The sequence below is a fragment of the Saccharopolyspora sp. NPDC050642 genome, from assembly GCF_040654735.1.
Classification (GTDB): domain Bacteria; phylum Actinomycetota; class Actinomycetes; order Mycobacteriales; family Pseudonocardiaceae; genus Saccharopolyspora; species Saccharopolyspora elongata.
Window position 1 is genome coordinate 446,195 of sequence record NZ_JBFAIN010000002.1, and the last position, 12,068, is coordinate 458,262.

Sequence of the window (12,068 nt, forward strand, 5' to 3'; positions counted from 1 at the left end):
AATAGCCACTCGAATTGGTGACGCGACGCGAAACATTCACCACCGGCAGCGACGACAGCGTCGCCACCAGCCAAAACAGCACAGGTTTGGCTTGGCTTATTTATCTGAGGATTGCCTTGGCTAAAACGCGATCAGCCAAGGTTAACCATAGGATTATTAGGTTTACCTGAAATGTATCTGGACTCATTCCAGAGTATATTGGGGGCATGGCTGTCACCGCGAAGAAGATTCAGCACAAGGAATCCCGTTTCGAGCACCTGCTGCAGGAACAGGTGCGCAATGAATTCACCGCCTCGCAGCAGTACATCGCCGTCGCGGTCTGGTTCGACAACGAGGACCTGCCGCGGCTGGCCGCGCACTTCTACAAGCAGGCGCTGGAAGAGCGCAACCACGCGATGATGATCGTCCAGTACCTGATGGACAACAACATCAAGCCGGTCATCCCGGCCATCGAGCAGGTGCGCAACGACTTCACCGAGACCCGCGAGCTCGTCGCGCTCGCCCTGGAGCAGGAGCGCGAGGTCACCCGCGAGATCGAAACGCTGGCCAAGACCGCCCGCGAGGAGGGCGACTACCTCGGCGAGCAGTTCATGCAGTGGTTCCTGAAGGAGCAGGTCGAGGAGGTCGCCTCGATGTCGACGCTGCTGAACGTGGTCGACCGCTCCAAGGGCAACCTCTTCGACGTGGAGAACTACCTGGCCCGCGAAACGGTCGGCGACGAAGGCGCCGACGCGACGGCACCCCGGACCGCCGGCGGCGCCCTCTGAGCCCTCGCGCTACCCGCCGGGCGAATTCGGTTCGGTGGCGGGGTTCTGGGACGAGGTCGGGTTCGGCTTGGAGGTCTGCGACGCCGAGGTCGTCGGGTCCGGCTCGGAGGTCGTCGTCAGCAGGATCTCCGGCGGCAGCGGTTTCCTGGTCGGCGGGGTCGTGAGGCTCGGCAGCTGCGGCGGCTGGCCCGGCTGCTGGTGCACCGGCGGCGGGGCCGGAGGCTGGTGCGTCGGTTGCAGCGGCGCGGTCGAGCTCGGGTTCGGCTCCGGTTGCACGACGGGCGGCACCGCTGGCTGCACCGGCTCGCCCGCTTGGTGACCGATCAGCGCGATCCCGCCGCCGACCAGCAGCGTCGCGGCGAGCGCGCTGCCCGTCGCGGCCAGCACACCGTTGCGCTGCCTGCGGCGACGCGCTCCGGCCACCAGCGACCACTCGGCGCCGGTTCGCACCGGGATCTCCAGCCGGTCGTCCCGGAGGACCCGCTGCAGCTCGTCCTCCAGATCCATCACGCGTCACCTCCTCCCACCAGCGGCCCGAGCCGCTTGCGCAACGTCGCCATCGCCTTGCTGGCCTGGCTCTTCACCGTTCCGCAGCTGATGCCGAGCGTGTCGGCTATCTCCAGCTCGGAAAGTCCCTCGTAATAACGAAGCACGACCACCGCGCGTTGCCTCGGCGGCAGAGATCGCAGCGCGACCCACAGCGGCTCGTGCTCCAGGCGATCCTGCTGGATGGCGGCGGGGATGTCCGGGAAGTCCGCGAGCAGCGTTTCCCTGCGCGTCCGCCGCCACCGGCTGACGTGCGTGTTCGCCATCGCCTTGCGCACGTAGGCGGTGGGGTCCGCGCAGTTCCGGCTGATCTTCGACCAGCGGGCGCCGACCTTCTCCAGCACGGTCTGCACCAGGTCCGCGGCATCGTGCGGGTTGCCGGTCAGGGCGTGGCCATAGCGCATCAGCCCGGGTAGTGCTACCCGGACGAACTCCGCGAAATCGTCCTCTGCCGCCGCCATGTCCCCCCGACGTGCCCGCCCGCGATAGACACCGGACGCCTCGGTGGCGGTCGGCACTGCCGGCAGGTGCGTGGTCAACCCTCCACCCCCTAAACGTCGGGTATCGCCGGGGATGACACGCCGCAACGCGCCGATCGGTTGCCCGACCAGCGCGTTGATCACCCGTTCGGCCCAACGACAACGGTGGACCAGTTTCAATTGAAACTGCGCGCAGCACCGGGTTCGGGCTTCCGGAGCAGCTCGACCAGCGCCGAGATTATCCTGCAGCTCAAGGAGATGGTGGTGAGCGGCCTGGTGCACCGCGAGATGTACCACCAGGTGCCGCCGAAGGTGGAGTACTCGCTGACGGAGTTCGGCCGCTCGCTCATCGAGGCGCTGATGCCGTTCGGGGAATGGGGCGAGCAGAACATGGCTCGCATCGAGGCGATTCCCCGCGACTAGGGGAGAATTCCAGCGGCCGACGCATCGGTCCACTGTGGAGCTATGTCGGGCGGTTCCGGCCGGAACCGCCCGACACCGGGCTCAGCGAATGGTGACCTGGCGGCCGCGGAGGCCGTCGCGGGCGCGCCGCTCCGCCGCGTTCAGCGGCTCCGAGTCGAGCGAGCCGAGGGCATCGGCCAGCCGGCGCCCGAGCTCCGCGGCGGGCTCGTCCCACTCGCGCGCGTGCTTCTCGCGGTCGAGGTCCCACACCGGCACCAGCAGGCCGTGCGCGCGGAACGATCCCGCGTACTTGCTGTCCTCGCCGAGCGCCAGCTCGCCCCGGGCGGACAGCCGCGCGAGCGCCGCCAGCAGCTGCTCCTCGGGCTCCGGGCGCACCCAGCGCAGGTGGGCCTTCTCGCCCGCGTCGACCCAGTACGCGGATTCCACACCTTCGGAGGTCAGCCGGTCGGTGGGCATGATCGCCGCGTTCGCCCGCTCCAGGGACAGCGCGACCTCGCCGGTCGGCTCCACGTCGCCGGGCAGCCACCAGGCGAAGTCCTCGTGCAGCTCGACCTCCAGCGGCGCGGCCGGGTCGAGCAGGTCCTGCAGGCGGGCCGGAATGGTGCCGGGCTCGGCCGTCTCCGGGCCCACCACCGACAGCGACTCGCCGATCTCTGCGGTCTGCACCCACTCGACGGCCCGCGCGAGATCCCGGCTGATGTCACCGGAGTGGGTCTGCACCTGCAGCCCGATGAAGGACTTGTCGTCATTGCGCCGCAGCGCGGCGGCGGCCATCGGCAGCACGGTCGCGAGCGTGACCGTGCCCTCGCCGCGCAGCGGCAGCTTCGCCGTCGCCGACGGGACGAACTCGCGCAGCGCGACCAGCTCGCATTCCGCGGCCAAGCCCTCGAACGGCCTGGTCACGATCACGTCAGCGGCGCCGCCCGCGGCGCCGTGGCAAGCCTTGTAGCGCTTCCCCGAACCGCACGGGCAGGGCTGGCGCGGCTTGATCCCGGTGTCCGCCTGGGGCTTGGGTGCGGTTCGCTTCGACACTGCAGATCCCCTCGCTCATGGTCACTTCGCCGTGACGCTACCGAACTGCGCGAGGCCCGATTCAGCCAGGTGGAAGCGGGTGGACGCGGGCGCATTGGTGGCCACGAAGCGCACTCCGGAGCGGGCGCACAGCTCGATGTCCGCGGGGTCGTCGACGGTCCAGCAGTACGTGTCGCGGCCGAGCGCGGCCGCGCGCGCGACGAATCCCGGGTCCTCGCGCAGCAGGCGGATGCCCGGCCCGGCGAGGTCCGCCCACGGCGGGAGCACGCCGGAGCGCAACGGGCCGCGGAACCGGTCGAACAGCAGGACCGTCGGCACACCCGGCGCGGCCTCGTGGAACCGGCGCACCGCGGACTGCGCGAACGACATCATCAGCACCGGCGAGTTCTCCCGGTCCGCCGGCGTCGCCAAGCCGTGCCGGGCCAGCAGCGCGACCAGCTTGCGCTCCACCAGCCCGCCGTAGCGCACCGGGTGCTTGGTCTCGATGAACAGCCGGACCGGGCGCGAGTCGTCCCGCAGCAGGCCGAGGAGTTCGTCGAGCAGCAGCACGCCGTGCTCGGGCTCCGCGGCCGGGCCGCGCACCAGGTCGTCCGCCGACTGGGGCGGTTCCTGGTGCCAGCCGCCGAAGTCCACTTCGGACATCGCGGCGACGGTGAGCTCGCTGACCACGCCGCGGCCGCTGGAGGTCCGGTCGATGCGCCGGTCGTGCACGCACACCAGGTGGCCGTCCCGGCTGACCCGGATATCGCATTCGAGCGCGTCGGCGCCCTGTTCGAGGGCCAGTTCGTAGGCACCGCGGGTGTGCTCGGCGCGATGCGCGGAGGCTCCTCGGTGCGCGACGACGTCGGGGGTCGGTTGCCGCACGGCGCCCATTATGCGGGCGATCCAGATCCACTTCCGGCATCTGTGACGCACCGCAACAGCGGTGTCACCGAGGACTCGCACCCACACTGCGACGCGAACGGCCCGCCCGCAGCCTCGTGGTGCCGCAATTCCCATTGAGCGTTTCTCATCCTGGTCGGCCCGCAGCCGCGGGCCGCAAAGCTGCACGTCGACAGGACGCCGCAGGCGCATAACCCACCCACGACACTCGCACCGCCGCGGGTTCACGGTGCCCACCCCTCCGGGGTTCCCTCGGCGAGGACGGCCCCTCCGCCGTGTATTGGACATACATAAGGAGGGGCACCCACAGACCAGGGAGCCTCTGAGGTTCCGCCACCCGCACCGCCACGCAAAACGAGGTTGGAAAACCTCACTGAAACTGGATCCGCAGTTTCAATTGAAACTGCGGACCCTCGGACGTGCGGTCAGCGCGGAGCGCTGGTGGGGCGGGTGGCCCGGGGCGCGGGTGGCGCGGCGCGGACCGCGCGGACCCGGAGTTGCTTGAGCTCCGTCGGGTCCAGCGGGGCGAGCAGCCGCATCAGGTGCTTGATCAGCAGCGCCGTCATGATCGCCAGGGTCGTGACCAGGGCGTTGTTGAGCGCGTGCAGCACGACGCCGTCCGCCTGGGCCTGCACGCTGCCGAAGAATCCCCAGCCGAACGAGAGCCAGCCGAGCAGCAGGGTTCCCACCCACGCCGCCCACCAGAACCGGACGCGCAGCGTCGGGAACGGCCGCTCGCCCCGGCGGCGCACGCCCTCCGCGACGAGCACGGAATGCTCCAGCTCGGCCAGCGTCGAGCCCGGCACGGACAGGTTCAGCCCCGGCACCAGGACGCCTACGACCACCTGCCAGTCGGGCCGGGCGCTCTGCACCCCGATGCGCGCCGCGGCCGCGGCGCGCGCCCGCAGGCCCCACAGGACGACGAAAACACCGGAGAGCACGCCGAGCACCCAGAGGATCGAGCCGGTCGTGCCCACCAGCACGTCGGAGATCGCCAGCGGCGTGCGCGGAAGCGCCTGGCTGCGGCTGATCAGCAGCAGCACGTACCGCCAGCACTCCGCGAAGGTGGCCAGCGCCGCCACGCCCGCAGTGATCCACAGCGTCACCACCGCCGTCCCGGCGGCGGACACCGCCCGCAGCATCGGATCGACGTGCGGCCGCAGCGGCAGCGCCAGCGGCCACCGCCACGCGAGCAGCGGGAAGCCCCAGCGCGGCACGGCCGGGTAGGCCGGCGGGCCGGTGTAGCGGCGCGGTCGGCGCGGCGGCCGGATCCGCCGCGGGCCGCCGGGCGGGGTGGCGACCCACTCCACGCTCGGCCGCCCGGGGCCGGGAGGTCGGGCCGTCACAGCACGTACGGCTCGCCGTCGGCGTCGTCGGAGACCAGCGGCCGCCCGATGGCGGACCAGCCGTTCATGCCGCGCTCGACGTTGATCGCGTCCCAGCCGTTGGCGTTGAGGTACGCGGCGACCTTCGCCGATCGGCCGCCGGAGCGGCAGATCACGAAGACCTGGTCGGCCTCCGGGATCTCGTCGAGCCGCTGCACGAGCTCGCTCATCGGGAGGTGCACGGCCTCGGGCGCGTGCCCGGCCTGCCACTCGTTCGCCTCGCGCACGTCGAGCAGCACGCTGCCCTCGGGCAGCTGCGCGGGCAGCTCCTCCGGCTGCACGCCGGGCACCTGATGACCGGGAACTGGAGTAGTCACACCCCGATGCTGCCACGCGATGCGTGGTGCCCGCGTAAGAGACTCGCATTTCGCGCCGACGGACGCCTCACACCCCGGGAAAACCCGCCCTCACCTGCGATAACACGAGACCATTTCGTAGTTGATCACGCTTTCGGTCGGAGATCTCGAAGATATCGCCGTTTTCGTGAGACCCCGTGCCACAGTGTGCTTGTTCGATTCAGATCCGTTCGCGGAATCCGCCCGGCAGGAAGGAAAGCCATGTCTCGTCGAGCCATTCTCCGCTGGCCGAACGGCAGTGACTGGGGACATCTGGCGACGGTTCCGGAGGACGGCGGAGCGCCGCGGTTCGCCGGGTTCGTGCGGATGACCGACCCGCGCGTGCAGGCCCTGCTGATTCGCGTCCCGCCCCGCCGGGCCGACGGCGACATGTGGGAAGTGCACTTCACGGCCGCCGAGTCCGAGCTGAGCGCTGCTTGACGCGAACGACCGACGAAAGCGCCCCGCCCGGCTCGCGGCCGGACGGGGCGCTCGTTCGAGGTGGAGCGGTTCAGCGCGTCAGTGCGAGACGGCCTTCTCCGCGCCGGCGCCGGTCAGCGACCGGACCTCCATCTCCGCCTGCTTGGCCTTGTCGGCCGAGTCCTTGCTCAGCACCGTGCCGACGTAGCCGAGCAGGAAGGACACCGGGATCGACACCAGGCCCGGGTTCTTCAGCGGGAACAGCGCGAAGTCCAGCGACGGGAACATCGAGTCCTCGGCACCGGAGACGGCGGGCGAGAAGACGATCAGCCCGATGGTGACCGCCAGACCGCCGTAGATGCTCCACAGCGCGCCGTTGGTGTTGAACCGCTTCCAGAACAGCGAGTACAGCAGCGTCGGCAGGTTCGCCGAAGCGGCGACCGCGAACGCCAGCGCCACCAGGAACGCGATGTTCTGGCCGTTGGCCGCGATGCCGCCCAGGATCGACACGATGCCGATGACCACCGCGGTGATCCGGGCTACCTTGACCTCCTGGCCCTTGTCGTCGACCTTGCCCTTCTTGATCACGTTCGCGTAGATGTCGTGCGCGAACGAGGCGGACGCGGTGATCGTCAGGCCGGCGACGACCGCGAGGATCGTCGCGAACGCGACCGCGGAGATGAAGCCCAGCAGCAGCGGGCCGCCGATCTCCAGCGCCAGCAGCGGCGCCGCCGAGTTCACGCCGCCCGGCGCCTTCTTGATCACGTCGGAGCCGACCAGCGCTCCGGCACCGTAGCCCAGGACCAGCGTGAACAGGTAGAACAGGCCGATCAGCCAGATCGCCCAGACCACCGAGCGGCGGGCCTCCTTGGCGGTGGGCACGGTGTAGAAGCGCATCAGCACGTGCGGCAGACCCGCGGTGCCGAGCACCAGCGCGATGCCCAGCGAGACGAAGTCCAGCTTGCTGATCTCGGTCTTGCCGTACTGGGCGCCAGGGTTGAGCACCTTGTCGCCCGCGACCTCGGCGGCCGCGCCGAGCAGACCCGAGAAGTTGAAGCCGTACATGGCGAGCACCCAGATGGTCATCACGAAGGCGCCCGCGATCAGCAGCACCGCCTTGATGATCTGCACCCAGGTGGTGCCCTTCATGCCGCCGACCAGCACGTACACGATCATCAGCGCGCCGACGACGAAGATCACCGCGGCCTGGCCGGTCTTGTTCGTGATGCCCAGCAGCAGCGCGACCAGGCCGCCGGCACCGGCCATCTGCGCGAGCAGGTAGAAGAACGTCACGGCCAGGGTGGACAGCGACGCGGCGGTGCGCACCGGACGTTCCTTCATCCGGAAGCTGAGCACGTCGCCCATCGTGTACTTGCCGGTGTTCCGCAGCAGCTCCGCGACCAGCAGCAACGCCACCAGCCAGGCCACCAGGAAGCCGATCGAGTACAGGAAGCCGTCGTAGCCGTAGACCGCGATCGCCCCGGCGATGCCGAGGAACGACGCCGCCGACAGGTAGTCACCGGCGATGGCGATGCCGTTCTGCGGGCCGGTGAACGCGCGGCCGCCGGCGTAGTAGTCGGAGGCGGTCTTGGTGTTCCGGCTGGCGCGGAACACGATGACCATGGTGACCACGACGAACAGCGCGAAGATGCCGATGTTGAGCGCGCTGTTGTTCGCGGTTTCGCCCTGGGCCAGCGGGGAAAGTGCGGCGATCACTTCTGGCCTCCCTCGGAGTCGTCCTTCTTCGCGCCGTCGTCCTTCGCGCCGTCGTCGCCGCCGTCGCCGTCGTCATCAGCGGCGGCGGTTTCCTTCTCGGCGCTGTCGTCCGCGGACTTCTCCGGGGCTTCGTCGGTCGAGTCCTTCGCGGTGTCCTCCGCCTTGTCGCTCGCGGTGTCCTCCGCGGTGTCGCTCGCGGTGTCCTCCGCCTTGTCGCTCGCGCCGCCCTCGAGGGATTCGCGGATCCCCTCGGCGATCGGGTCGAGCTCCCGGTTGGCGAATCGCACGTACCAGGTGGTGATGGCGAACGTGGACACGAACTGCAGCAGGCCCAGCACGAGGCCGACGTTGATGTTGCCGACCAGCTTGATGCTCATGAAGCCGTGCGCGTAGTCGGCGAGCAGCACGTAGACCAGATACCAGGCCAGGAACAGTGCCGAGACCGGGAAGACGAAGTTGCGCAGTCTGCGTCGCAGGGTGGTGAATTCGGGGCTGCTATGGGCAGCGGCCCAGGTTTCGGCGTCGATACCGGACCCGGACCCGATTTGGTCCGTGGTGCTCACGGTGTCCTCCCACAAGAAAAGGCTCCGTCCCGGGTGCCGCCGGTACGGGAGCCTGCTGAATCAGTTCAACGCGGGAACGCTACGTAGTTCGACCACGGCTGTGAAGCCCCGTTGGGAGTACGCAAGCTAACGATCGAGTGAAGTTATTCGAGGCCAAGCGGACGCGCTGAATTGCATCTCGCCAGATCGATTTCACCCGTTCAGCCTATTGATTTTCCAATGGTTTATACCAGCAAACACGAAAGGTGATTGCATTCGTCTCGCAATCCACCCAAAAAGTTCAAAGAACACGACGCATGATCACGTTCAGCGTTGGTGGCGGCCCTCGGTCGGCGCCTGCTCCGCCGGCTCCGCGCTGAGTCGGCCGTCGAAGAAACCGAGCCGATCCGGCGCGTGCAGCCGCAGCATCACCCGGCCCACCCCGGCCGGCACCCGCGCCCGGGTAGCCACGCTGACCAGTCCGGTCACCGCGAACGCGATCGGCACGGTGACCAGCGCGGGCTGCCTGACCAGCGTCGCGAACCAGCCCGCCCCGTCCCCGACGAATTGCGTGCACGTCACCGCGATCAGCACCAGGCAGCCGCCGACCACCATGCCACTGGCGGCGCCGACCGCGGTGAGCCCGCGCCACCAGATCCCGAGCACCAGCACCGGGCAGAACGTGGAAGCGGCCATCGCGAACGCCAACCCCACGCTGCGCGCGATGTCGTGGTTGTCCGCGGGCAGCGCGAGGAGCGTCGGCACCAGGCAGCCCAGCGCGGCCGCCAGCCGGAAGTCGAGCGTCCGGCCGCGGAGCGCGTCGCGAGAGGACAGCACCCCGGCCACGCTCACCACCAGGCCGGAAGAGGTCGACAGGAACGCGGCGAACGCCCCGGCCGCGGTGATCGCCGCGAGCAGCCCGCCCACCCAGTTGTCCAGCATCGCCTGCGGCAGCAGCAGAACCGCCGCATCGGCCTCGCCGGTGACCAGCAAGTGCGGCACGTACAGCCGGGAGAGCATCCCGAAGATCGTCGGGAACAGGTAGAACGCGCCGAGCAACGCCAGCACGAACAACGTGGTGCGGCGCGCGCCGGACCCGCTCGGGTTGGTGTAGAAGCGGGCGAGCACGTGCGGCAAACCCATGGTGCCGAGGAACGTCGCGATCAGCACCGAATACGTTTCGAGCAGCCCGGAAGCGCCGTCACCGTGCGGCCGCAGCCAGGTCGCGTTGTCGGCCTCGGCCGCCGCGACGACCGGGACCGCCGCGCCCGCCGGGAACCGCAGCTCGGTGCCCGCCGTCATCGAGTACTCGCCGGGCTGCAGGTAGATCGAGCCGGTGCCTTCGGCCGCCCACACCGGCTCGCTGACCCGCAGCTGCACGTCGGTGTCGATGTACACCGTCGTGTCGTGCGGGAAGAACGGCGGCAGCGGCTCGTCGAGCGCCTGGTGCGGCGGCGCGTTGACAAAGACCACGCACAACGCGAACGCGGGCACCGTGATCGCGAACAGCTTCACCCAGTACTGGAAGCCCTGCACCAACGTGACGGCGCGCAGCGCGCCGGTCGCCACGGTCAGCAGCACGATCACCGCGACCGCGAAAACCCCCACCCAGTAGTGCAAGCCGACGATCGCCGCCAGCGTCATCCCGGCGGCCTGCAGCTGCGGCACCAGGTAGAGCCAGCCGATCAGCACCACCATCGCGGTGCACAGCGTCCGCAACCGCAGCGACCCCAACCGGGCCTCGGCGAAATCGGGCAACGTGTACGCGCCGGAGCGACGCATCGGCGCGGCGACGAACAGCGTCAGCGCCAGGTACCCGGCCGCGAAGCCGATCGGGTACCACAGCGCGTCCACCCCGTCCTTGAGCACCAGACCCGCGATGCCCAGGAACGACGCCGCCGACAGGTACTCACCGGAGATCGCCACCGCGTTGCGCTCTTCGCGCACCAGCTGCCGCGCCGCGGAGAAGTCGGAGGTGGTGCGCGCCGACCGGGAAGCCCAGATCCCGATGCCCAGGGTCGCCGCGACGATCAGCACGATCCCTAGCAGGGACCAGGAATTCGAAACCATCGCACCGCGCCGCCCCTGGTGTGTCGAAATCCGTCGTCGATCATGCGGTCACTGCTCCACCATGTGGATGAAGTCCCGCTCGTGCCGCTCCGCGCTGCGGGTGCACAGGTACCCGATCAGCAGCAGGAACGGGTAGACCAGCACGCCGAGCAGCAGCCACGGCAGCCGGAAGCCGAGCACCTCGAAGTCGCCGATCGACGGCACCGCCCAGAACAGCACCGGCAGCCCGAGCAGCACGACGGCGACCACGCCGGTCAGCACCAGCGCGCTGCGCAGCTGCACCTTCACCAGGTGCCGGACCAGCACCTCGCCGACGCTGGTCTGCTCCTCCAGCTCCATGATGGTGCGCGCGACCTGCCGGGTCCGGCGGTCGGCGAGCACGACGCGCTTGCGGCGCGGGCGGGGCGTCGAGTCGCCCAGCCGCGCGCGGATGTCGAAGCCGTGGTCCGGGCTCATCCCGCCGAACCGCGGTTCATTGCTGGCCCCAGCCCTGCCGCGGCGCCCGGACCAGCCGGTCCTTCAGCTCTCGGGTGTGCCGCCTGCTGACCGGCAGCTCCTTCGACGGCCCGCCGCCGAGCACCACCGAGTACCCGGACGACGACATGCGCAGCTCGGTGACCAGCGGCAGCGACACCAGGAACGACCGGTGGATGCGCAGGAAACCGGCCTCCGCCCAGCGTTCTTCCAGCTGCGCCAACGGGATCCGCACCAGGTGCGAGTCCTCGGCGGTGTGCAGCCGGGCGTAGTCGCCCTGCGCCTCGACCCAGCGCACGTCCTTGCGCGGGATCATCCGGGTGGTGCCGGCGAGTTCGACCGGGATGACCTCGTCGTCGTCGGCCGCCGGCGCCTCCAGCGCGCGGGATCCCTTGGCCGCCTGGGCCTTGTTCTTCTCGATGGTGCGCAGCGCGCGGTCGACGCGCTCGGCGTTGGCCGGCTTCATGATGTAGTCCAGCGCGCCGACCTCGAACGCCTCCAGCGCGTTCTCCTCGTGCCCGGTGATGAACACCAGGGCAGGCGGATTGCGGAAGGCGGTGAGCACCCTGGCCAGCTCCATCCCGCTGAGCCCGGGCATCGACACGTCCGCGAAGACAGCGTCCACAATGGACTCGTCACCGTCCCGCCTGCCGAGCAGCTCGGGATCGTCGCTGCGCAGCAGCCGCAACGCTTCGGCGGCGTCGAACGCCGTCAACACCCGTCCGACCCGCGCGTTGTTGCCGAGCAGGTACTTCATCTCGTCCAGCCCGGCCATCTCGTCGTCGACGGCCAGAACGACAAGACCCGCCGGATTCTCTCGTGTACTCACTGCAACGCCATATCCTGCCGCGCCCACGGCGCACTGTCCATGATCGAGTGTCGGCCCCCACCCGCTGACGCAGCCTCGTGCCACCCGAGAGCCGACGAGTGAGGTCAGTCACGCCTGCCAACCAAACTAGTCGCTAACGGAGCGCACTGGACACCAGGGGGTGCACAG

13 protein-coding genes and 1 pseudogene are annotated in these 12,068 nt (G+C 69.5%); 3 read left to right on the forward strand and 11 right to left on the reverse strand.

The window, feature by feature from the left end; genetic code table 11:
• The first annotated feature begins 206 nt into the window (after positions 1–206).
• A complete protein-coding gene (locus AB0H93_RS05840) occupies positions 207–767 on the forward strand; it encodes a ferritin (RefSeq protein ID WP_358567995.1) in 561 nt (186 codons plus the stop codon).
• 9 nt (positions 768–776) lie between these two features.
• Here the strand turns inward: AB0H93_RS05840 and AB0H93_RS05845 are convergent, their stop codons facing one another.
• Both AB0H93_RS05845 and AB0H93_RS05850 read right to left on the reverse strand, forming a co-directional pair.
• On the reverse strand, positions 777–1,277 hold the full coding sequence (locus tag AB0H93_RS05845; protein ID WP_358567998.1) for a hypothetical protein: 501 nt from the start codon (positions 1,275–1,277) through the stop codon (positions 777–779).
• Positions 1,274–1,774 (reverse strand): SigE family RNA polymerase sigma factor, encoded by a 501-nt coding sequence (locus tag AB0H93_RS05850; protein WP_235883265.1) that lies wholly within the window; start codon positions 1,772–1,774, stop codon positions 1,274–1,276. The genes AB0H93_RS05845 and AB0H93_RS05850 overlap by 4 nt, the downstream gene beginning before the upstream one ends.
• Before the next feature lie 183 nt (positions 1,775–1,957).
• Here AB0H93_RS05850 and AB0H93_RS05855 point away from each other — a divergent pair, with 183 nt between their 5' ends.
• Positions 1,958–2,215 carry a winged helix-turn-helix transcriptional regulator gene (locus AB0H93_RS05855; RefSeq protein ID WP_358568481.1) on the forward strand — a complete coding sequence of 86 codons (258 nt, stop codon included), beginning with the start codon at positions 1,958–1,960 and terminating at the stop codon, positions 2,213–2,215.
• A gap of 81 nt (positions 2,216–2,296) precedes the next feature.
• Here AB0H93_RS05855 and AB0H93_RS05860 read toward each other — a convergent pair whose 3' ends face one another.
• The 4 genes from AB0H93_RS05860 to AB0H93_RS05875 form a co-directional block, all read right to left on the reverse strand.
• Complete coding sequence (locus tag AB0H93_RS05860; RefSeq protein WP_358568001.1) at positions 2,297–3,247, reverse strand: DUF5926 family protein; 951 nt, start codon at positions 3,245–3,247, stop codon at positions 2,297–2,299.
• Between the two features lie 21 nt (positions 3,248–3,268).
• Positions 3,269–4,120, reverse strand: a complete 852-nt coding sequence (locus tag AB0H93_RS05865) for a glycerophosphodiester phosphodiesterase family protein (RefSeq protein WP_358568004.1) — start codon at positions 4,118–4,120, stop codon at positions 3,269–3,271.
• Positions 4,121–4,554: 434 nt separating this feature from the next.
• Positions 4,555–5,439: a DUF4328 domain-containing protein gene (locus AB0H93_RS05870; RefSeq protein WP_358568006.1), complete on the reverse strand. Its 885-nt coding sequence runs from the start codon at positions 5,437–5,439 to the stop codon at positions 4,555–4,557.
• Positions 5,440–5,471: 32 nt separating this feature from the next.
• Complete coding sequence (locus AB0H93_RS05875) at positions 5,472–5,795, reverse strand: rhodanese-like domain-containing protein (RefSeq protein ID WP_358568484.1); 324 nt, start codon at positions 5,793–5,795, stop codon at positions 5,472–5,474.
• Positions 5,796–6,071: 276 nt separating this feature from the next.
• Between AB0H93_RS05875 and AB0H93_RS05880 the strand changes: the two genes are divergently transcribed.
• Positions 6,072–6,290, forward strand: a complete 219-nt coding sequence (locus AB0H93_RS05880) for a hypothetical protein (protein ID WP_358568009.1) — start codon at positions 6,072–6,074, stop codon at positions 6,288–6,290.
• A gap of 78 nt (positions 6,291–6,368) precedes the next feature.
• On the opposite strand, the gene AB0H93_RS05885 is transcribed toward AB0H93_RS05880, so the two are convergent.
• From AB0H93_RS05885 to AB0H93_RS05905, 5 genes and pseudogenes are all read right to left on the reverse strand, one after another.
• Positions 6,369–7,892 (reverse strand): cation acetate symporter, encoded by a 1,524-nt coding sequence (locus tag AB0H93_RS05885; protein WP_358568487.1) that lies wholly within the window; start codon positions 7,890–7,892, stop codon positions 6,369–6,371.
• Positions 7,893–8,200: 308 nt separating this feature from the next.
• Positions 8,201–8,512: pseudogene (locus AB0H93_RS05890) on the reverse strand (DUF485 domain-containing protein); the annotation flags it as partial.
• Between the two features lie 342 nt (positions 8,513–8,854).
• Complete coding sequence (locus AB0H93_RS05895) at positions 8,855–10,597, reverse strand: cation acetate symporter (RefSeq protein WP_358568012.1); 1,743 nt, start codon at positions 10,595–10,597, stop codon at positions 8,855–8,857.
• Positions 10,598–10,645: 48 nt separating this feature from the next.
• On the reverse strand, positions 10,646–11,053 hold the full coding sequence (locus AB0H93_RS05900; RefSeq protein ID WP_132479325.1) for a hypothetical protein: 408 nt from the start codon (positions 11,051–11,053) through the stop codon (positions 10,646–10,648).
• Between the two features lie 16 nt (positions 11,054–11,069).
• Complete coding sequence (locus AB0H93_RS05905; RefSeq protein WP_358568015.1) at positions 11,070–11,900, reverse strand: LytTR family DNA-binding domain-containing protein; 831 nt, start codon at positions 11,898–11,900, stop codon at positions 11,070–11,072.
• Positions 11,901–12,068 lie beyond the last annotated feature (168 nt).

Excerpts from the sequence above, each read along its gene's own strand:
- AB0H93_RS05900 (WP_132479325.1), bottom strand. The coding sequence starts at position 11,053 with ATGAGCCCGGACCACGGCTTCGACATCCGCGCGCGGCTGGGCGACTCG.
- AB0H93_RS05850 (WP_235883265.1), bottom strand. The coding sequence starts at position 1,774 with ATGGCGGCGGCAGAGGACGATTTCGCGGAGTTCGTCCGGGTAGCACTA.
- AB0H93_RS05840 (WP_358567995.1), top strand. The coding sequence starts at position 207 with ATGGCTGTCACCGCGAAGAAGATTCAGCACAAGGAATCCCGTTTCGAG.
- AB0H93_RS05895 (WP_358568012.1), bottom strand. The coding sequence starts at position 10,597 with ATGGTTTCGAATTCCTGGTCCCTGCTAGGGATCGTGCTGATCGTCGCG.
- AB0H93_RS05865 (WP_358568004.1), bottom strand. The coding sequence starts at position 4,120 with ATGGGCGCCGTGCGGCAACCGACCCCCGACGTCGTCGCGCACCGAGGA.
- AB0H93_RS05880 (WP_358568009.1), top strand. The coding sequence starts at position 6,072 with ATGTCTCGTCGAGCCATTCTCCGCTGGCCGAACGGCAGTGACTGGGGA.
- AB0H93_RS05885 (WP_358568487.1), bottom strand. The coding sequence starts at position 7,892 with ATGGTCATCGTGTTCCGCGCCAGCCGGAACACCAAGACCGCCTCCGAC.